Annotated in this window: 21 protein-coding genes and 7 tRNA genes (1 of these 28 only partly in view); 26 read left to right on the top strand and 2 right to left on the bottom strand. The window is 43.2% G+C overall.

Going from position 1 to position 19,528, the window contains the following annotated elements; genetic code table 11:
• Positions 1 to 21: 21 nt before the first annotated feature.
• The 4 genes from QUF73_16395 (at position 22) to QUF73_16380 (ending at position 4,691) form a co-directional block, all read left to right on the top strand.
• On the top strand, positions 22 to 1,497 hold the full coding sequence (locus QUF73_16395) for a DEAD/DEAH box helicase (protein MDM5227742.1): 1,476 nt from the start codon (positions 22 to 24) through the stop codon (positions 1,495 to 1,497).
• A 123-nt stretch (positions 1,498 to 1,620) separates the two neighbouring features.
• Entirely contained in the window at positions 1,621 to 2,583 is a 963-nt protein-coding gene (gene uvsE / locus QUF73_16390; GenBank protein MDM5227741.1) for a UV DNA damage repair endonuclease UvsE, read from the top strand.
• 172 nt (positions 2,584 to 2,755) lie between these two features.
• On the top strand, positions 2,756 to 3,235 hold the full coding sequence (locus QUF73_16385; GenBank protein MDM5227740.1) for a PH domain-containing protein: 480 nt from the start codon (positions 2,756 to 2,758) through the stop codon (positions 3,233 to 3,235).
• On the top strand, positions 3,228 to 4,691 hold the full coding sequence (locus tag QUF73_16380; protein MDM5227739.1) for a PH domain-containing protein: 1,464 nt from the start codon (positions 3,228 to 3,230) through the stop codon (positions 4,689 to 4,691). The genes QUF73_16385 and QUF73_16380 overlap by 8 nt, the downstream gene beginning before the upstream one ends.
• 19 nt (positions 4,692 to 4,710) lie before the next feature.
• On the opposite strand, the gene QUF73_16375 is transcribed toward QUF73_16380, so the two are convergent.
• Entirely contained in the window at positions 4,711 to 5,436 is a 726-nt protein-coding gene (locus tag QUF73_16375; GenBank protein MDM5227738.1) for a rhomboid family intramembrane serine protease, read from the bottom strand.
• Positions 5,437 to 5,600: 164 nt separating this feature from the next.
• Between QUF73_16375 and acpS the strand changes: the two genes are divergently transcribed.
• The 14 genes from acpS (at position 5,601) to QUF73_16305 (ending at position 17,717) form a co-directional block, all read left to right on the top strand.
• Positions 5,601 to 5,954: a holo-ACP synthase gene (gene acpS, locus QUF73_16370; protein MDM5227737.1), complete on the top strand. Its 354-nt coding sequence runs from the start codon at positions 5,601 to 5,603 to the stop codon at positions 5,952 to 5,954.
• 144 nt (positions 5,955 to 6,098) lie between these two features.
• Positions 6,099 to 7,112, top strand: a complete 1,014-nt coding sequence (locus QUF73_16365) for an outer membrane lipoprotein carrier protein LolA (protein MDM5227736.1) — start codon at positions 6,099 to 6,101, stop codon at positions 7,110 to 7,112.
• 840 nt (positions 7,113 to 7,952) lie between these two features.
• A complete protein-coding gene (gene alr, locus QUF73_16360) occupies positions 7,953 to 9,110 on the top strand; it encodes an alanine racemase (protein MDM5227735.1) in 1,158 nt (385 codons plus the stop codon).
• 496 nt (positions 9,111 to 9,606) lie between these two features.
• Positions 9,607 to 9,888, top strand: coding sequence for a CopG family ribbon-helix-helix protein (locus QUF73_16355; protein ID MDM5227734.1), 282 nt, complete (start codon positions 9,607 to 9,609; stop codon positions 9,886 to 9,888).
• Positions 9,889 to 9,892: 4 nt separating this feature from the next.
• On the top strand, positions 9,893 to 10,243 hold the full coding sequence (gene ndoA / locus QUF73_16350) for a type II toxin-antitoxin system endoribonuclease NdoA (protein ID MDM5227733.1): 351 nt from the start codon (positions 9,893 to 9,895) through the stop codon (positions 10,241 to 10,243).
• A gap of 378 nt (positions 10,244 to 10,621) precedes the next feature.
• Positions 10,622 to 11,455 carry an RsbT co-antagonist protein RsbRA gene (locus QUF73_16345; GenBank protein MDM5227732.1) on the top strand — a complete coding sequence of 278 codons (834 nt, stop codon included), beginning with the start codon at positions 10,622 to 10,624 and terminating at the stop codon, positions 11,453 to 11,455.
• Complete coding sequence (locus tag QUF73_16340) at positions 11,452 to 11,814, top strand: STAS domain-containing protein (protein ID MDM5227731.1); 363 nt, start codon at positions 11,452 to 11,454, stop codon at positions 11,812 to 11,814. The genes QUF73_16345 and QUF73_16340 overlap by 4 nt, the downstream gene beginning before the upstream one ends.
• A 4-nt stretch (positions 11,815 to 11,818) precedes the next feature.
• Entirely contained in the window at positions 11,819 to 12,220 is a 402-nt protein-coding gene (locus QUF73_16335; protein MDM5227730.1) for an anti-sigma regulatory factor, read from the top strand.
• An 11-nt stretch (positions 12,221 to 12,231) separates the two neighbouring features.
• Complete coding sequence (locus QUF73_16330) at positions 12,232 to 13,242, top strand: PP2C family protein-serine/threonine phosphatase (protein MDM5227729.1); 1,011 nt, start codon at positions 12,232 to 12,234, stop codon at positions 13,240 to 13,242.
• Between the two features lie 60 nt (positions 13,243 to 13,302).
• Positions 13,303 to 13,635: an anti-sigma factor antagonist gene (locus QUF73_16325; protein ID MDM5227728.1), complete on the top strand. Its 333-nt coding sequence runs from the start codon at positions 13,303 to 13,305 to the stop codon at positions 13,633 to 13,635.
• Complete coding sequence (gene rsbW / locus QUF73_16320; protein ID MDM5227727.1) at positions 13,632 to 14,105, top strand: anti-sigma B factor RsbW; 474 nt, start codon at positions 13,632 to 13,634, stop codon at positions 14,103 to 14,105. The genes QUF73_16325 and rsbW overlap by 4 nt, the downstream gene beginning before the upstream one ends.
• A complete protein-coding gene (sigB, locus tag QUF73_16315) occupies positions 14,083 to 14,877 on the top strand; it encodes an RNA polymerase sigma factor SigB (protein MDM5227726.1) in 795 nt (264 codons plus the stop codon). Before rsbW ends, sigB begins: the two co-directional genes overlap by 23 nt.
• The gene (locus QUF73_16310; protein MDM5227725.1) at positions 14,874 to 15,470 is read left to right on the top strand and encodes a PP2C family serine/threonine-protein phosphatase; all 597 of its coding nucleotides are present in this window, start codon (positions 14,874 to 14,876) and stop codon (positions 15,468 to 15,470) included. Before sigB ends, QUF73_16310 begins: the two co-directional genes overlap by 4 nt.
• A gap of 69 nt (positions 15,471 to 15,539) precedes the next feature.
• Positions 15,540 to 17,717, top strand: a complete 2,178-nt coding sequence (locus tag QUF73_16305) for a Tex family protein (GenBank protein ID MDM5227724.1) — start codon at positions 15,540 to 15,542, stop codon at positions 17,715 to 17,717.
• Positions 17,718 to 17,896: 179 nt separating this feature from the next.
• On the opposite strand, the gene cmpA is transcribed toward QUF73_16305, so the two are convergent.
• A complete protein-coding gene (cmpA, locus tag QUF73_16300; GenBank protein MDM5227723.1) occupies positions 17,897 to 18,010 on the bottom strand; it encodes a cortex morphogenetic protein CmpA in 114 nt (37 codons plus the stop codon).
• A gap of 136 nt (positions 18,011 to 18,146) precedes the next feature.
• Here cmpA and QUF73_16295 point away from each other — a divergent pair, with 136 nt between their 5' ends.
• From QUF73_16295 to QUF73_16260, 8 genes are all read left to right on the top strand, one after another.
• Positions 18,147 to 18,620, top strand: coding sequence for a SprT family protein (locus QUF73_16295; protein MDM5227722.1), 474 nt, complete (start codon positions 18,147 to 18,149; stop codon positions 18,618 to 18,620).
• A gap of 152 nt (positions 18,621 to 18,772) precedes the next feature.
• Positions 18,773 to 18,847 (top strand) — tRNA-Asn (locus QUF73_16290).
• A gap of 5 nt (positions 18,848 to 18,852) precedes the next feature.
• A tRNA-Ser gene (locus tag QUF73_16285) sits at positions 18,853 to 18,943 on the top strand.
• Between the two features lie 15 nt (positions 18,944 to 18,958).
• Positions 18,959 to 19,030: transfer RNA gene (locus tag QUF73_16280), tRNA-Glu, on the top strand.
• 33 nt (positions 19,031 to 19,063) lie between these two features.
• Positions 19,064 to 19,139 (top strand) — tRNA-Asp (locus QUF73_16275).
• Positions 19,140 to 19,147: 8 nt separating this feature from the next.
• Positions 19,148 to 19,222 (top strand) — tRNA-Gln (locus QUF73_16270).
• Between the two features lie 145 nt (positions 19,223 to 19,367).
• A tRNA-Lys gene (locus tag QUF73_16265) sits at positions 19,368 to 19,443 on the top strand.
• 15 nt (positions 19,444 to 19,458) lie between these two features.
• Positions 19,459 to 19,528 (top strand) — tRNA-Leu (locus QUF73_16260); it runs 15 nt beyond the window's last position.

The raw sequence follows: 19,528 nt of genomic DNA, 5'->3' as shown, positions 1-19,528 counted from the left end.
ATTAGAAGGAGAATGAATACATTGACAAAGTTTCAAGACTTGGGCATCAGCCCGGCGACAATGAAATCACTGAAGCGAATGGGATTTGAAGAAGCGACTCCTATTCAGGCCCAGACCATTCCGTTAAGTTTAGAGAATAAAGACCTGATCGGGCAGGCGCAGACAGGAACAGGAAAAACTGCTGCATTCGGAATCCCGATGATTGATAAAATCGACAACACGAAGGATTTCATTCAGGGAATTGTGATTGCTCCGACTCGCGAGCTGGCAATTCAGGTATCGGAAGAACTGTATAAAATCGGCTATGGCAAAAGAACGAAAGTCCTATCCATTTATGGAGGTCAGGATATTAATCGCCAAATCCGTGCCTTGAAGAACAAACCGCATATCATCGTTGGAACGCCAGGACGTATTTTGGACCACATAAACCGCAAAACAATGCGTCTTGACCATGTCCATACAGCTATCCTTGACGAAGCGGATGAAATGCTTAACATGGGATTCATTGATGATATTGAAGCAATCCTTGCACAAATTCCGGATGAGCGCCAAACGCTGCTTTTCTCTGCTACAATGCCTGCGCCAATCCGCAGAATGGCAGAACGTTTCATGAAGGACCCTCAAATTGTCCGTGTAAAAGCGAAGGAAATGACTGTATCATCTATTGAACAATACTATATTGAAGTGCATGAAAAGAATAAATTTGATGTGCTGACAAGACTTCTGGATATTCAATCACCGGAATTGGCAATCGTATTCGGACGTACAAAGCGCCGTGTCGATGAACTGGCTGAAGCCTTGAATCTTCGCGGATATATGGCTGAAGGAATCCATGGTGACTTAAGCCAGGCTAAGAGGATTTCTGTTCTTCGCAAGTTCAAGGAGGGAAGCATTGACGTCCTTGTTGCAACAGATGTTGCTGCGCGAGGCTTGGATATTTCCGGCGTCACACATGTATACAATTTTGATATTCCTCAGGATCCTGAAAGCTATGTTCACCGCATCGGCCGTACAGGACGTGCTGGAAAAACAGGTGTTGCGATGACATTCATCAATCCGCGCGAAAAATCGTATCTCCATGTCGTAGAACGTACAACCAAGAGAAAAATGGAACGCATGGATGCTCCAACACTGGATGAGGCCCTTGAAGGCCAGCAAAAAGCAGTCATGGAAAAAATCATGCAAACCATTGAGGAAAACAATCTTGAGAGCTATAAAGAAGCAGCAGATGAGCTTCTGGCACAAAAGGATGCTTCAACAGTGGTTCAGGCCGTACTGAAGATGCTGACAAAAGAACCGGATACAACTCCTGTTAAATTAACAGAGGAAAAGCCGCTTCCTTCTAAGCGAGACAGAAAGCCGAATGACCGCAGCCGCGGAGGCTATAACGGAAAAGGCAGACAAGGAGGCCAGAAAGGATCATATAAATCCCGTCAAGGCCACACTGGAAAACGTCAAAGCCACAATAACCGTTCAAATAGCAGCAGCTATCGTTAATAAATTTGGAGAGCAGAGATTCTGCTCTCTTTTTTATTTAGCTCTGCATGAAGGGCCATCCATGTGCAATTTCTCAGCGGCAGCCGTACATACTAAGGGAAATGCTGTACGGGAGGAATCGACATGACGATTGTACGCCTTGGGTATGTCGCGATGAGCATGAATCTGAAAAACGCGTCACCATCGCAAATGATGACGTTCAAGCAATTCTCGGCCATTAAAGACCGCGAGGCGGCTATAGCAAGACTGGAGCGGATTGCTGTATCAAATCTTGAGAACTGCCTGAGGCTGCTAAAGCACAATGCAGCCCATGATATCCATTTTTTCCGCTTTAGTTCCCGGCTGATTCCTCTTGCCAATCATGAGGAACTCTCTGATTGGAAGTATATGCACCCTCTTAAAGAAGCTCTATCCAAAATAGGTGACTTTCTGGATGAACACCCCATGCGGGTGGATTTTCATCCGGACCATTTTGTGCTCCTTAATACGCCGAAAGTTGATACATTGAATATGTCCATTAAAACACTGGCAATGCATGAAGCCCTGCTGAAAGGCATGAGGCTGAATTCAGCTCACCGCTGTGTTCTGCATGTGGGCGGAGGCTATGATGATAAAGAGAAGGCTCTTGAACAATTTATCCATAATTGGGGCTATACACCTTCAGGAATCCAGCAAATGATTATCCTTGAGAATGACGATACCACCTTTACTCTTGATGATACGCTTTACCTTTGTGAAAAACTTGGGATTCCGCTTGTATTTGATTACCACCATCACCTTGCCAATTTTGAGAATGATAACTGGATGGGGCAATGGGGAAGGGTAGCAGCGACATGGGACCATTCAGAACTGCCTGTGAAAATGCATATTTCCAGTCCGAAATCAGACAAAGATTTCAGAGCTCACGCCGATTATATTAATGCTGATATGTTCATGGAGTTTCTTCAAAATATTAAGGGTTCAGTGCCTGAAATCCATTGTATGATCGAAGCGAAAATGAAGGACAGTGCCCTATTTAAGCTTGCTGAAGATTTGAGAATGAACCCTAATCTTACTTTTATTGACTCATCCAGCTTTGAAATATAAGATGCACCCCACTTTTTTCATAAAAGGGAGACACTTCTTTTTTCTGTCATGTATACTTAAAGAAGTGAAAGTGCTGATTCAAAACGCCATGTAATGAAGAGGTTTTGAGCGAGAACTGACTCTGGGCGTTTTTGAAAGACTATTAATTTTATGGAATTGCGGGGGGTACTGCATGATTACAGAGCCGCATAAAAGGATACCGGCAAGGGGGCTGCTTGCATGGAGAATCTCCGGCACAATCCACTCGGTTTTTCCTTTTGTGTTATCAGGGGGCGCTATTGCTGCTGCTTTCCTGTTTAATTGGCCTATTTGGGTTATTGGAGCTTCCTTAATGTTTTATTCCGCTTATGCCTACCTGGTCATTATGACTTTCCCCTCTTTAAGGTGGAAAAGATGGAGGTATGAGGTCCGGGAAAATGAAATAGAGCTTAAACATGGGATATTTGTGATTAAAAGGACCCTTGTTCCCATGATTCGGGTGCAGCATGTGGATACCAAGCAAGGGCCGATATTGCGTAAATTTCGTCTTGCTACTGTCACCATCTCTACAGCTGCAACTGTTCACGAGATACCGGCATTGGATGTGGACGAAGCGGAGGAATTGCGCTTTTTCATTTCCTTGCTGGCAAGGGCTGCAGATGATGATGTCTAATCCGAAACGGCTGCACCCAATATCAGCGGTAGCCAATTTCCTTAAACATCTAAAGGAAATGCTGGTGCCCTTTCTTGTTTTTGTCGTCTTTGGAAGCAGAGGAGGAAATGGGGAGATTGTTCAGCTTGTCCTGTCTTTAGGGGTCATAATCGCGGTTTTTATGATAGGGATCCTTACCTGGTGGAGATATACCTATAGACTGGAGGAAGGCGAGCTTCGAATCGAGTATGGTGTTCTGATAAGGAAGAAGAGATATATTCCACTTGAAAGAATTCAAAGTCTCGACTTATCGGAAGGTTTGCTGCAAAGGCCATTTGGCCTTGTGAAGATGAAAGTGGAGACAGCCGGTTCAAGCGGGGCTGGTGAGGCAGAAGCGGTATTAACGGCTATTTCTAAAAAAGATGCAGCGTTCATTCAGCAGGCATTTTCAGCCGCTAAAAATAATCCTTCCGAAATGGAAACAGCATTGCAGAACCGGGAAGTGATTTATAAAATTTCTCCTGGCGAGCTGCTCCTTCTGGCATCAACTTCAGGCGGGGCAGGTGTCGTTATTTCAGCTGTCTTTGCTTTTGTTTTTCAATTTGAAGAAATCATTCCGTATGAAAAGGTGTTTGCCGGGTTCGAAGGATTTATTGCCAACGGAATTATATTTGTGAGTATCCTGGTCTTCATCGTCTTTTTTATTGCATGGCTGATCGCTCTTATTGGCAGTATGCTGAAATATGCCGATTTTACATTAATAAAGACTGAGAAGGAATTGATTGTCACAAGAGGCCTGCTTGAAAAGAGGCAGATGACGATTCCGCTGAATCGCATTCAGGCTATTCAATTCAGGGAAAATCTGCTTAGGCAGCCACTTGGCCTGGCGACTGTCTATATTGAAAGTGCAGGAGGTTCCATTGAGGACAATGAAAGCGCCCGCCTTATGATCCTGCCGATTGTGAAAAAAACACGGATTGCCGGGCTGCTAAAGCCCTGCTTGTCCCACTACGAACTGCAGCCCGGATTCTTTAAAGCTCCGAAAAGGGCGCTTAACCGCTATTTATGGAGAGGGTTTCTGTGGGTACTGCCTTTTGTGGCTGTGCCGCTCCTCTTTTTCAGGCCATGGGGATACTTTTCTTTGGTGCTGATGATCCTTTCATTGGGATGGTCGTATCTCAAATACAGGGATGCAGGCTGGGATATCAGCTCTCAGCAGCTTGTTCTCAGATATCGAGGGATTGTCAGGACGACTGTCTTTATGAAAAGAAATCGAATACAGTCCCTCACCATGAGCGAAAGTTATTTTCAGAAAAAGCGCAGTCTGGCTACCATAGAAGCTGTGGCCATGTCAGGGATTGGGGGGACAGGCGGAACGGTCTCTGATCTTGACCGGAAAGAAGTGTATGCTATTTATAAGTGGTATTCTTATACTGGATTAAACAGAAGTTATTTGAAAAAGGAAAAGCGCCCATGAGCGCTTTTCCTTTTTTGAATTATCTAGCTAAAAACCCCAGGACAGCCAAAATAATAATGATTCCCCAGAGAACAAGCCTTGATGCGGGCACCCCTTTTAATGAAGGTTTGATGCCGGAAAGACCTCCGGGCCGTATTATGCCAGATGAAGAAGATGTACGTCCTTTTGCAAGTGATGCCGCACCAATCAGGAAACCTGCAAGCAGGCCAAATAAATGGGCTGTAACATTAATGTTTGGCTGCAGAAAGGTCATGATTACCCCGATTATCGTGATGGTCAGAATGATTTGTGAGTTTTCCCTGGATAAAAGTTCTTTTCGGAATACGATGATTGCCGCAAAGTATCCGAACAGGCCAAAGATCGCACCACTGGCGCCCACATGAATATATGTCAATGGTTCAAGAAGCAGTGTTGCAATATTTGCTGCTGCACCAGCTGTGATGTAAAGCAGGATGAATCTGGTTTTTCCGAGCAGCCGTTCCAGTACAGGGCCAAAGAGAACGAGAGAAAAGCTGTTGAATAAAACATGGGGGAAACCGCTGTGCAGTATGATCGGGCTCAGCAGCCGCCAGTATTCACCTTGAACAATATATAAATTGACTCCTGCAAGCTTTTCGAAAATAAGTGTATTTGGGAATAGGGGAACGACTGTTAATAAATAGATGATAATATGGATACAAATGATAGCAGAAACAACAGGGTAGTAGCGGATAAATTCCTTAAAGCTTTCCGTTCTTGTAAACATGGCTCTCCTCCGTGCTTGAATTGTTGGACCGTGTATCTACATCATAGCCTGAAAAGCGTTTTTTCAGCATGCCATAACACTTATTCATTGGATAATGTGTACATAATAGTGCTTCTACTGTATTCTTTATGCAGCGAATAATATAAATAGAAGGAAGATGAGAGATGATTTCCGGTATTGGGATTGATATTGCAGATCTCGAGCGCATACGAAAAATTATCGCCAGGCAGGAGCGGTTTCCTGAACGGATTTTGACACCAAAAGAGCAGGCTGTCTATCGATGCTTGCCGGAAAAGAGAAGGGCTGAATATCTTGCTGGGAGGTTCGCGGCAAAAGAAGCTTTTTCAAAGGCATGGGGCACTGGAATTGGGGTAGAACTTTCCTTTCAGGATATTGAAATTGAAAAGGATGAAAAGGGAAAACCTTATATTTCGAAGCCATTTAAAGATGGGATACACTTATCGATTTCCCATAGCAGAGAATATGCGGTAGCTCAGGTGGTTATAGAAAAAACTTGACATTTGGTATGCTCAAGAATTTCAAAAGCTTGTCATTCCTCCTAGCATATTCCCTAAGGTTGTCTCATATATTCATAATGCGATAGGAGAGACAGGCCGGAAGTTTGGCCGATCTCACTGAAATGAGACAAAGGGGCTGAAGGAATGAAGAAAAAGTGGTTCATGCTGCTTGCCGGGTTTTTGGTAGTTCTTGCATTGTCTGCCTGTGGAACTAAATCACAGGAAGATGTCGTAAAGGATCTTAACAATAAGCTCGAAGACATTAAAGGATACAAGGCAGAGGCCAAAATGACTCTGCAGATGGGGACTGACCCGCAAACTTACGAAATAGAAGTATGGCATAAGGAGCCTGACTTTTACCGGGTAAACCTGAAAAACGCCCAAAAGGAACAAAGCCAAATGATTCTGCGAAACGATGACGGTGTATTTGTCCTCACTCCTGCGCTGAACAAGAGCTTCCGCTTCCAGAGCGATTGGCCGCAGAACAGCAGCCAGGCTTATTTATATGAATCATTAGTCAAGGACATTATGGAGGATAAAGAAGCTAAGTTCTCCGCTACCAAAGATCATTATGTGTTTGAAACAAAAACACGCTATCAAAATAATCAGATGCTTCCTGTCCAGGAAATCAAGCTTAAGAAGTCCGATTTATCCCCAGTCAGTGTGAAGGTTATGGATCCTGATAAAAATGCACTTGTAACAGTAGAATTTTCAAATGTAAAGTTTAATGCAAGCTTCGATAAGAAGGATTTTGACATGCAGAAGAACATGACAGGCGCCCAGCTCGAAGTGCCGGTGATGGCAGAGGTGAAGGATCAGGAATTCGCAGTTAAATACCCACAGATGGAAATGGCTGATGTAAAACTGGTTGATGAACAGGAAGTGCAAACAGAAGATAGCAAGCGTGTTGTATTGACGTACGATGGAGAAAAATCCTTCACTCTTGTGCAGGAAAAGGCCGCTGTCATGCCGGCATCATCTGTCGTTACTTCAGTTAAAGGCGAGCCTGTTGACCTTGGTTTTACCATTGGTGCACTTTCTGACAACACCATTTCCTGGACCTACCAGGGTGTGGATTATATGATTGCATCCAATGATTTGTCACCTGAAGAAATGTCCGAAATTGCCCGCTCTGTACAGGGAGACATGGTGAAATAAATCACTGGCAAAAAGCAGGTCTCATAGGGGCCTGTTTTTTTATGCTGGATAAAATAATCTTGCCTGAAGTAGAATCTGCAGCTTGAATCACCTTTTGTTCGAATGAAAGCCAGATTAGGATTCACGATTCATAAATTTCAGCAGCATCAGTCCAAATAAGTCCCAGGTTCTGACACACTTTCGCAGTTTTCACATTCATCAGTCCGAATGAGCCCCAGATTCGAACAAACTATCTCGGTTTTCGCTATCAACAGTCCGAATAAGCCCCAGATTCGGACAGACTGTCTCGGTTTTCACCAACATCAGTCCGAATAAGCCCCAGGTTCGGACAGACTGTCTCGGTTTTCACCAACATCAGTCCGAATGAGCCCTAGGTTCGGACAGACTGTCTCGGTTTTCACCAACATCAGTCCGAATAAGCCCCAAATTCGGACAAACTATCTCGGCTTTCGCTATCAACAGTCCGAATAAGCCCCAAATTCGGACAGACTATCTCGGTTTTCGCTATCAACAGTCCGAATAAGCCCCAAATTCGGACAGACTATCTCGGTTTTCACCAACATCAGTCCGAATAAGCCCCAGGTTCGGGCAGACTATCTCGGTTTTCGCTATCAACAGTCCGAATAAGCGAGGCTTCGGACTGATTTAACTTAGTACCGAACAAAGAGCGAAGTACCATTATTGATGTCTAAGTTCCCTTTGTTCCAGTTAACTCATTAGGTTAAAGAAGAGGAAAAGCATCAAACATTGCGATAAAGAAATAACCATTTGACAAACCCTCTGCCCGAGTTTGATAATCGACATGTAGAGAAGCAATGGCTAAAGGACGTGAAGACATCGATGTATGAACAAACAAAAATGTACCGGGACACTTGGGCAGAGATAAATCTGGATCATATTTCATATAATGTAGAGTCAATGAAAAAACATGCAGAAGAAGGGACAAACGTCATTGCGGTTGTGAAGGCAAATGGGTACGGTCATGGAGATGCTGCAGTGGCGGAAGCGGCCCTGGAAGCGGGCGCATCCTCTCTGGCTGTTGCCACACTCGATGAGGCGATGGCATTGAGGAATAAAAAGATTTCAGCTCCGATTTTAGTAATGGGAGCGAGCCGCCCGGAGCATGCAGGCGAAGCAGCGGCAAAAAATATAGCCCTGACCGTTTTTCAAAAGGAATGGCTATCACAAGCATACGAATATGTGGAAGATGGAGAAGTCCTGAATATTCATTTAAAGTTTGATACAGGCATGGGCCGCCTGGGTATTCGAAGCCGTGATGAACTTGCGGGAATTGAGAGCGTTATCAAAAAGGACAAGCGTTTTCTGCTTGAGGGGGTGTTTACGCATTTCGCCACAGCGGATTCATTGGAGAATGCTTATTTTGAAAAGCAGCTGAGCAGATTTGAGGAAATGACCAGCTGGCTGGAGATTTTGCCGAAGTACATCCATACCAGCAACAGCGCGGCGGGCCTTAGATTTCCCAAAGCCCACTTCAATGCTGTCAGAATGGGGATAAGTATGTACGGCCTGGCTCCTTCCATGGAAATTAAGTCTGACCTTCCTTTCCAGCTGAAAGAAGCTTTTTCTCTCCATACCTCTATTGTTCATGTGAAAAAGCTTCATAAAGGCGAGAAAGTCAGCTATGGTGCGACTTATGAGGCACAGGAAGATGAATGGATTGCAACTTTGCCGATTGGCTATGCGGATGGCTGGATACGAAAACTTCAGGGGCAGGAGGTTCTTGCTGAAGGATTGAGGGTTCCAATTGTTGGAAGAGTTTGTATGGATCAATGCATGATTAAGCTTCCACATGAAATGCCTGTCGGTACAAAAGTAACCCTGATCGGCGAGCAGGGGAAAGAAAAGATTCCGGTTGACGAAATCGCCGAAAAACTTGAAACCATCAACTATGAAGTAACCTGCATGGTATCTTCCCGGGTTCCGCGCATATATAAAAGAGATGGTAAAATTATCGGGGGAATTAATTATCTGCTATAATCGAAAACTTTATTTGCTGAGCAGCTGAGCTATCGTCCGGAAAAAGGGATGGGATAAGCGCGGCGGCTTTCTGAAAAGATAAAAATGATAAATTCTGAAGTTAGTTAACTGTCTAGCTTCAGCGCCTACCCCCTCGAGGTCACAAGCTTGTCTTGTTTCGGCTCCTAGGTACTCGAGACATAAGCCAATCCCTTCCAGAAGGAAAGAACACCTTCTTGCAGGGCTCGTCTTATGCTTGTCGTCCCTGAGCAGTCGCCTCCACATTTCGGACATTCCTCCCAAAAAGGCAAAGAACGCCTTTCCGTGAGGCTCGTCTTGTTCTTGTCGGGGGTGAGCAAGGCGCTTCCGCTTTTCTGAAATCATGCATAAAATACTATTTTTTTGGACGATAATACAGAAGAATTAAAGAATCCCCTTTGCATTGGGCTTTATTAATGGTAATATTGAAAATGGTAGATATAAAAATGGTGTGTAGTGATGGTGGAGGTGTATGTTTGTGTCTGATTCCAGCACAACAACAGAGATAATGGTGAAATTACCGCAGCATCTTTTAACCGAGTTAGACGGATTTGCAAAACAGGAAAACGTTAACCGGAGTGAATTCATTTATCAGGCAACCAAAATGTATTTGCGCGAACGCAAAAAGAGACAAATTCGCGAGTCCATGAGACGAGGCTACATGGAGATGGCGAAAATAAATTTGACGATTGCATCTGAAGCATTTCAAGCGGAATACGAGGCAGAACACACAGTTGAACGTCTAGTAAGCGGAGGATAATCCTTTGATTGTCAAACGTGGTGACGTTTATTTTGCAGACCTATCCCCAGTTGTTGGTTCAGAACAAGGCGGCGTCCGTCCAGTGCTTGTCATCCAAAACGACATCGGGAATCGGTTTAGTCCCACAGTAATTGTTGCAGCAATCACAGCTCAGATTCAAAAAGCGAAGCTGCCTACTCACGTTGAAATTGATGCGAAGCGTTATGGTTTTGAAAGGGATTCGGTCATCTTATTAGAACAGATTCGTACAATTGATAAACAACGCTTAACCGATAAAATAACCCATCTCGATGACGAAATGATGGAAAAAGTGGATGAAGCCGTGCAAATTAGCTTAGGCCTCATCGAATTTTAACAAACGCTCTTTTGAAGGGCGTTTTTTATTTTTTATACAGCAAAAAGGTTTAGTTTTTTATAAAGAGGGTAAAAAAGAAAGTCATTTATTATATAAAATTGACTGGTTTTGTAAATATACCCGTTTCATATAGAGCATACACTTCAATATTCGATGGAAATCTGCTGAGTTGTGAAGGGAAAAAAGGGATTTAATTAAAAATTGTCGAATTAACCAAAGGTTGGAGTTTATTCATTCGGCAGCATATAGGTATCATTTGACTGGCATTCACTGTTATCATTTAATTGATATACGGGACAGAAAGATTTTTTTATCTTCTGTACAATAAAGGGGAATTGGAAGGCTAATAATAGATATATGCTAAAATAGGAGGAACAAATGAATTCCACAATATTGAATTATATACAAAATAACAAAGATTCCATATTCAATGAGTGGCTTGAGGCCACAAAGGAAAATGCGGATGAAAGAGTTACGAAGGTAGTATCTGATCAGGTATTTATCGGGACAAGCCGGGAATTCATTGACCTGATTATTTCAAATATAAAAAGTTCAAATGAGGAATTCACTTCAAAATTGAGTGATTTCTCTGAGAAAATCGTACGGTTGGGCTGGCCGCTCAGTTTTGTGACAAAAGGTCTCCAAACCTTCGGAAAGATTGTGTTTGAGGACATGCAGAAAACGGGGATTGTCACTCAGGAAAACCAAATGAAAGTCATTTACGAGTTTGACAGCTGGATGACTCCCATGGTCAATGAAGTGGTAAATATGTATTCAACCACTTGGGAAAGAACTGTGTCCCTCCAAAAAATTGCGCTTCAGGAACTATCTGCGCCGCTGATTCCTGTATTCGAAGGAATTACAGTCATGCCTCTTGTCGGTACAATTGATACGGAGCGGGCGAAGCAGATTATGGAGAACCTTTTAAATGGAGTAGTAAAACACCGTTCCGAAGTGGTGCTTATTGATATAACAGGTGTGCCGGTTGTTGATACGATGGTAGCCCATCATATCATACAGGCAGCTGATGCTGTAAGACTTGTCGGAGCGAAATGCATGCTTGTAGGCATCCGTCCGGAAATTGCCCAGACCATCGTAAACTTGGGAATTGATTTAAATCAGTTTACTACAAAGAATACCTTGAAAAAGGGTGTAGAAGCGGCACTTGAGTTAACGAGCCGCAAAATTGTGAATGTGGAGGGAGTGGAATGAGAGTGAGAATCCCAATTTTAAAACTGAACGATTGCTTATTAGTCTCCATCCAGTGGGAATTGGATGACCAGACTGCTCTGCAGTTTCAGGAGGATCTGCTCCATAAAATCCATGAGACCAGCGCAAATGGAGTCGTGATTGATTTAACATCCATTGACTTTATTGATTCATTCATCGCAAAAGTTCTCGGCGACGTAATAAATATGTCCAAACTGATGGGTGCAAAAGTAGTCATAACCGGGATACAGCCTGCCGTAGCAATTACGCTTATTGAGTTAGGTATTGGGTTAGATGATGTCCTTACTGCATTAGATCTAGAAAAAGGTTTGGAGAAATTACAACAGGAATTGGGGGAGTAACTGTATGGAAAACCAATCCTGCGTTAAAATCATAAACGAATGGGACATCGTTGCAGCCCGCCAGCTTGGGCGGAATGTTGCTAAAGAGCTTGGTTTTGGTACAGTTGACCAGGCTAGAATCACTACAGCCATTAGTGAACTTGCCAGGAATATATATTTATACGCCGGACAGGGGCAAGTCTGTATTGAAAAAATATACGACGGCGGAAAAGCGGGATTGCGTATAGTTGCGGTAGACAGCGGCCCTGGAATCAATGATTTACGCCAAGTAATGGAAGACGGATTCTCGACATCAGGGGGATTAGGAGCCGGTCTGCCGGGTGTGAAGCGGTTAATGGATGAGTTCTTAATTGACTCCAATCCTGGAACCGGAACAGATATAAGAGCAACTAAGTGGCTTCGTTAGGGGGAAGCGGTATGGATTTCCGAGAAATGATGGAATCAAAGTATCGGGATATTCTTGAGAATTATATTAAGGAACAATCTGAACAGGCTTTGTATCAGGGCCAGAAGTTCAGCAGGAAGTCGATCGAGCACAAAATCTCTCCTGAAGAGATTATCAGCGTTCATAAAAGCCTGATGGGTGAACTTTATCCGGACTTGCCTGAGTATGTTCACCATTCTTTTGATATCCTTTTGGAAGTCATGATAGGTTATGGGTTTGCCTATCGGGAACATCAGAACTTAAAGCATATTCAGCAGGAACTCAGGACAGAAATGGAGATAGCTGCGAACGTCCAGCAAACCCTGCTGGGGACGCAGGTTCCTTCTGTTGAAGGTTTGGATATTGGCGCCATAAGTGTTCCTGCCAAACATATGAACGGTGATTATTTCCATTTTGTTCAGGATGAAAACAGCACAATCAGCATAGCCATTGCTGATGTAATAGGTAAAGGGCTGCCGGCGGCCTTGTGTATGTCCATGATTAAATATGCCATGGACAGTTTGCCTGAAAACCGCAATGACCCTAAAACGGTTCTGGAAAATCTTAATCGGGTCGTAGAACAGAACGTAGATTTAACGATGTTCATTACTATGTTTTATGGAATATATGATACGAACAGCCATATGTTCTCTTATGGTTCTGCCGGACACGAACCAGGACTTTTCTTTGCTGCTGAGACGGGTGAATTTACCGAACTGGCAGCGAAAGGCCTCCTTCTCGGCATTGATAAAAAAACTAAATACCGCCAGTACGAAAAAGGAGTAAATCCCGGAGATATGATTATATTAATGTCAGACGGGGTTACTGAATGCCGTACAGAAGAAGGGTTTATAGAAAAGGAATCATTGCTGGAATTAATCAAAAAATACATTCATTTAAGTGCACAGGAAATTGTTAATAGCGTATATAAAGAACTTGAAAAACTTCAGCATTTTCAATTGCGGGACGATTTTACCTTAATTATTTTAAAAAGAAATGTTTAATGGGTTTTAAAAGCGGGTAACTAGTAAAAAGCAGTTGACATGTAAAGAGGTGGGTCAGTTATGAATATTACAATAGATGTAAAAGAAAATGATATGCTGATTGAAGCAATGGTAAGCGGAGAAATTGATGCGTATACAGCTCCTAAACTCCGTGAAGAGCTGTTTCCTTTAACAGAAAAAGAGGGCGTAGAAATGGTGGTCAACCTATCTGAAGTCTCTTATATGGATAGTACCGGCTTAGGTGTATTTGTTGGTGTATTTAAAAATGTCCGTGCCAATAACGGCAAATTCCAGATTGTTGGCTTGTCGGACCGTTTAAAGAGACTTTTCGAAATTACGGGCCTGGCCGATATTATTGATATTAACAGCGGGATTGAAGGTGGAGTACAATGAACGAGCCATTTGATTATATAGAGGTGAAAATTCCGGCCAAGCCGGAATTTGTTGGGGTAATCCGCCTGACGCTGTCAGGGATTGCCAGCAGAATGGGATTTGCATATGAAGAAATTGAAGATCTTAAAATCGCTACAAGTGAAGCTTGCACCAATGCAGTCCAACACGCATACAAACAGAATGAGCAAGGAGAAGTAGTCATCGGGTTCGGTTTATACACTGACCGTCTTGAGGTAATGGTCGCAGACAGCGGGAAAAGTTTTGACTTCCAATCTGCAAGACAAGGCATTGGGCCATACGACCAGACTGATTCTGTGGAATTCCTGCGTGAAGGAGGCTTGGGTCTATACCTGATTGAAACATTGATGGATGAAGTAAGAATTCATCACAAAGAGGGTGTTACGGTCTTCATGACCAAATACCTAGAGGGAGAGCAGGTGGAGAGGGATGCAAAAACAATCTCAACCTAACCAAAAATCCAAGGAAGAAACAAATGCTTTAATAAAAGCCTACCAGCTTCACCAGGATGAAGAAGCTCAAAATGCCCTGGTCCTTCAATATCAGAATTTAGTTGAAGCCATTGCACGCAAGTACTCAAAAGGAAGATCTTATCATGAGGATATTGTCCAGGTAGGCATTATAGGCTTATTAGGGGCTATCCGCCGTTATGATGAGTCTTTCGGCAAAACGTTTGAGGCCTTTGCTGTTCCTACAATTATCGGCGAAATTAAGCGCTTCTTAAGGGATAAAACTTGGAGCGTTCATGTTCCGCGCCGCATAAAGGAATTGGGCCCAAAGATTAAAGCGACCGTTGAAGAGCTCACAACCGAACTTCATAGGTCTCCAAGAGTGGACGAAATAGCCGATGTGCTGGGTGTATCAGAAGAAGAAGTGCTCGAAGCAATGGAAATGGGAAAAAGCTATCAGGCGCTTTCTGTTGACCATTCAATCGAGGCCGATTCTGATGGCGGAACAGTCACATTGCTGGATATCGTCGGAAATGAAGACGAGGGCTATGAGAAAGTAAATCAAATGCTTGTGCTTGAAAAAGTCCTGCATGTCCTGTCTGAGAGAGAGAAATTAATTATACAATACACATATCTTGAGAATATGAGCCAAAAAGAAGCTGGAGATAAACTGGGGATTTCCCAGATGCATGTCTCGAGACTTCAGCGCCGTGCAATCAAAAAGCTTCAGGAAGCGATCCACTCTGAAACAAATAACTCGGAGTGCCTTTCATGACCAAATTGGTTAGAGATAACATCGAAGTGATTGCTCACCAGACAGCAAAAGATGGCAAAGCTTTTTGCGGTGATGGATATTACTTCACCGCAACTGATGAATACTTTGTATGTGTGCTGGCAGATGGCCTTGGAAGCGGGGAATTCGCATATGAAGCTTCTTCTGCTGTTGTTTCTGTCGTAGAGCAGCATCATGAGAAAGATGTAGATACGCTCATGAAGCTTTGCAACGATGTTCTTTTACAAAAAAGAGGAGCAGCAGTAGCGCTTTTTAAAGTTCATTTTGCCTCCATGGAATTTGTATACAGCTGTGTAGGGAATATTCGGTTTTTCCTTTATTCATCTACTGGAAAACTCACTTATCCCCTGCCTGTAACTGGATATTTGTCAGGAAGGCCGCAGGTGTTTCATACCCAGCGGTTTACGTATGAAGCGAAATCTAAGTTTTTGATATACTCAGATGGCTTAAATATTCAAGGGGTTAAATCTTTGCTGAAAGCATTTCTCCCTATTGATCTTATCTCGGAAGATATAAAAAAGCAGTATTCATCTACCTCAGATGATGCTACTTTCATACTTGGAAGCTTACTCTAGAACAGGGTAAGCTTTTTGTTTTTCTTTTTGATAAAATGAAAAGTGAGACTCTATGATGGAGGAATGATCTTGGAAAAAACTTTGGATAGACAAAATCAAGTACTAAACCTAATCGCTGGAGAATTATCAATAGCCATTAAACAAGTAAAAAACACAATCAGCTTATTAGAAGAAGGGAACACAGTCCCGTTTATTGCCCGATACAGAAAGGAACAGACAGGCGCCCTGGATGAAGTTCAAATCCGGGATATCATGGAGCGCTGGCAATACATACAAAATCTCAATCAGCGTAAAGAAGAGGTAGTCCGCTTAATTGAAGAACAGGGCAAGTTGACAGAAGAGCTAAAATCCAACATTGAAAAAGCGGTGAAGCTGCAGGAGGTAGAAGACTTATACCGGCCATATAAGCAAAAGCGCCGTACAAAAGCAACTGCAGCAAAGGAAAAAGGGCTTGAACCGTTTGCTGAATGGCTTCTCACCTTTCCCCTTAATGAAACCCCTGCTGCAAAGGCGAAAGAATTCTTATCTGATGAAAAGGAAGTAACTACAACGGAAGAGGCAATTGCTGGAGCGAAAGATATTATCGCAGAATGGGTGTCAGATGAAGCAGAAAGCAGAAAATGGATCCGTATGGAAACAGCCAAAAAAGGGACCATTGAGTCTTCTGTGAAGAATAAAGAGATTGACGAAAAAGGCGTTTTTGAAATGTACTACGAGTATGAGGAACCAGTGAGCAAGATTGTTCCGCACCGCACACTTGCATTAAACCGCGGTGAAAAAGAAGAGGTTTTAAGGATTAACATTAAGCCAAATACCGAATTTATTTTAAAGTACTTGAATAAAAAGTGGGTGAAGGATGAACGCTCCCCTGCAGTACCTAGTGTAAAGGAAGCCATTGAAGATGGATACAAGCGTCTGATTATGCCTTCGATTGAACGTGAAATCCGCAATGAACTAACTGAAAAAGCAGAAGAACAGGCAATCATGATTTTTTCTGAAAACCTCAGAAAACTGCTGCTTCAGCCCCCATTAAAAGGCAAGATGGTACTTGGTGTAGACCCTGCCTACAGAACTGGCTGCAAGCTGGCTGTTGTAGATGAAACAGGAAAAGTACTTGATATCGGTGTCATATATCCGCATCCGCCTGTTTCCAAAACGAAACAAGCACGAGAGAAAGTAGTTCATATTCTAAACACCTTCAAAGTAGAAATGGTTGCCATCGGCAATGGAACCGCCTCAAGGGAAACCGAGCAGTTCATCGCTGACATTTTAAAGGACATGAAAGAGGAGATATTCTACCTAATTGTCAATGAAGCAGGAGCGAGCGTATACTCTGCCTCAGACCTTGCCAGAGAAGAGTTTCCTGATTTTCAAGTAGAAGAAAGAAGTGCCGTATCCATTGCCCGTCGCCTTCAGGATCCTCTTGCAGAATTGGTTAAGATTGATCCCAAGTCCGTGGGGGTTGGTCAATATCAGCATGACGTATCCCAGAAAAAGCTGTCAGAATCACTCTCTTTTGTTGTAGAGACAGCGGTAAACCAAGTGGGTGTCAATGTGAATACAGCGTCATCTTCACTGCTGCAGCATGTAGCTGGCCTTTCAAAAACAGTTGCTGCTAATATAATCAAGAAACGGGAAGAAGAAGGGAAATTTACAGACCGCAAGCAGTTGAAAAAGATTCCGCGCCTTGGGGCCAAAACTTATGAACAGGCAATAGGTTTCCTGCGAATTATTGATGGGAAAGAATCTTTGGACCGGACTGGAATACACCCGGAAACGTATGCAGTAGTAAATAAATTGCTTGCTAATCTCGGCTTTAAATCCAGTGACCTTGGAACACAATCATTGAGGGAAGCGCTAAAAGGCATAAATATCAGCCAGACAGCCCAGGAACTTGAAATTGGTGAACTTACACTGAGAGATATTATTGATGCCTTAGTGAGACCGGAAAGGGATCCACGTGATGAGCTGCCAAAGCCGCTGCTAAAGAAAGAAGTGCTGAAACTTGAAGATCTGCAGGAAGGGATGGAGCTTCAAGGGACAGTGAGAAATGTTGTCGACTTTGGTGCATTTGTTGATATCGGGGTCAAACAGGATGGCCTTGTTCATATTTCCAAACTTAGCCGCCAATTTGTCAAACACCCGCTGGATGTCGTGTCTGTTGGGGATGTAGTAACAGTCTGGGTTGACTCAGTTGATAAGCACAAGGGAAGAGTCGCCTTAACTATGCTTGAACATTCTGATTAACTAAAAAATATTGTTTTGTTTTGCTGGCTTCGAATCTTGACTCCTCGGGTCATAAGTCAAATCACACCGGAAATCAATATTTCTAGCGTGATTTGGCCTATGCTTGTGAGGTTTGCTAAGAATGTGTTTTGCTGATCTAAGGACTTTCAGGCAGCAAAGCATCTCAGGCTCTCCGCATTTTATGAGCAGTGTTTCTTTCTATAGAAAAACCAGCACTGATTCAGCAGTTTGATCTGATAGCGGTCTTTTTCATAAAAAGCACGCTGGATTTGATTTTGAAACCAAACAGGCATAAGATTTACCTCCCGTGTATTGGAATCTGATGATTGCTCACTCGGACTGCAAAGCGAGTTCAGAGCTATAAAAGGTATATATAATGTATGCTATAATAGGTTGTCATGTTTACGATAAGAGAGGAAAAACATTGCTATGAATGATCAGGAGCTTCAGACCCTTGTTGAAAAGATATCATTAGAAAGCTTCGGCAAGCCCTTTCGCCATCAGGCTTATTTTAATTCACGCCTCAGATCGACTGGCGGAAGATATATGCTGAGTTCACATCATGTTGAAATAAACAAAAAGTATTATGAGCAGCTTGGGGCCGGAGAATTAGAGGGAATTATTAAGCACGAACTCTGTCATTATCATTTGCATTTGGAGGGAAAAGGATATAAACATCGTGATCAGGATTTCAGAATGCTTATGAAAAAAGTGGGAGCACCACGATTTTGTTCTGCCTTGCCTGATCGTCCAAAAACAAATAGATCTGCTAAGATTCTTGTTTATATGTGTAAGGAATGCGGTCAAACTTATCAAAGAAAAAGAATTATTGATACGAAGAAATATGTCTGCGGTAAATGCAAAGGGAAATTAGTATTAAAAAAAGAATTGACATTAAATTAAATACGCTTTATATTTAATAATTGTCGCAGGACAAACAGGACAAACGGCTAATAAATTCTTCTAAAAACAAGCTTGACTTTTATAGCCTGCGTCCATATAATATGAAGAGTCGATAAGATGTTAACTGTTTTATCGATAAAGTTCATTATTATTCCGCAGTAGCTCAGTGGTAGAGCATTCGGCTGTTAACCGAACGGTCGCAGGTTCGAATCCTGCCTGCGGAGCCATATTTGGGGAAGTACTCAAGTGGCTGAAGAGGCGCCCCTGCTAAGGGTGTAGGTCGCGTAAGCGGCGCGAGGGTTCAAATCCCTCCTTCTCCGCCAGAAAATTCTAACAATGGCCCGTTGGTCAAGCGGTTAAGACACCGCCCTTTCACGGCGGTAACACGGGTTCGAATCCCGTACGGGTCACTTTTTTTTGTTTCCGACGGTTTTTATCTGGATGGTCCCGTGGTGTAGCGGTTAACATGCCTGCCTGTCACGCAGGAGATCGCGGGTTCGATTCCCGTCGGGACCGCCATTTGTTATTGGGCTATAGCCAAGCGGTAAGGCACCGGACTTTGACTCCGTCACTCGCAGGTTCGAATCCTGCTAGCCCAGCCATTTTTGATGAGCCACTAGCTCAGTCGGTAGAGCAGATTGCAGCATCAGTGAATTTCTTCATCCGAATAGCAATCTGTGACAAAGCGGTTTAGCTTTGGAGCATCTGACTGCACTTATCAGGCTTTAGGAAGTCTCATAAAAGTATGAGCCATTAGCTCAGTCGGTAGAGCATCTGACTTTTAATCAGAGGGTCGAAGGTTCGAGTCCTTCATGGCTCACCATTTTAATTTCATATTGCGGGTGTGGCGGAATTGGCAGACGCACCAGACTTAGGATCTGGCGCCGCAAGGCGTGGGGGTTCGACTC

Origin of the sequence: Cytobacillus sp. NJ13, assembly GCA_030348385.1 — a bacterium.
Taxonomy (GTDB): Bacteria; Bacillota; Bacilli; order Bacillales; family Cytobacillaceae; genus Cytobacillus.
This window is presented reverse-complemented; position numbering and strand designations above follow the sequence as displayed.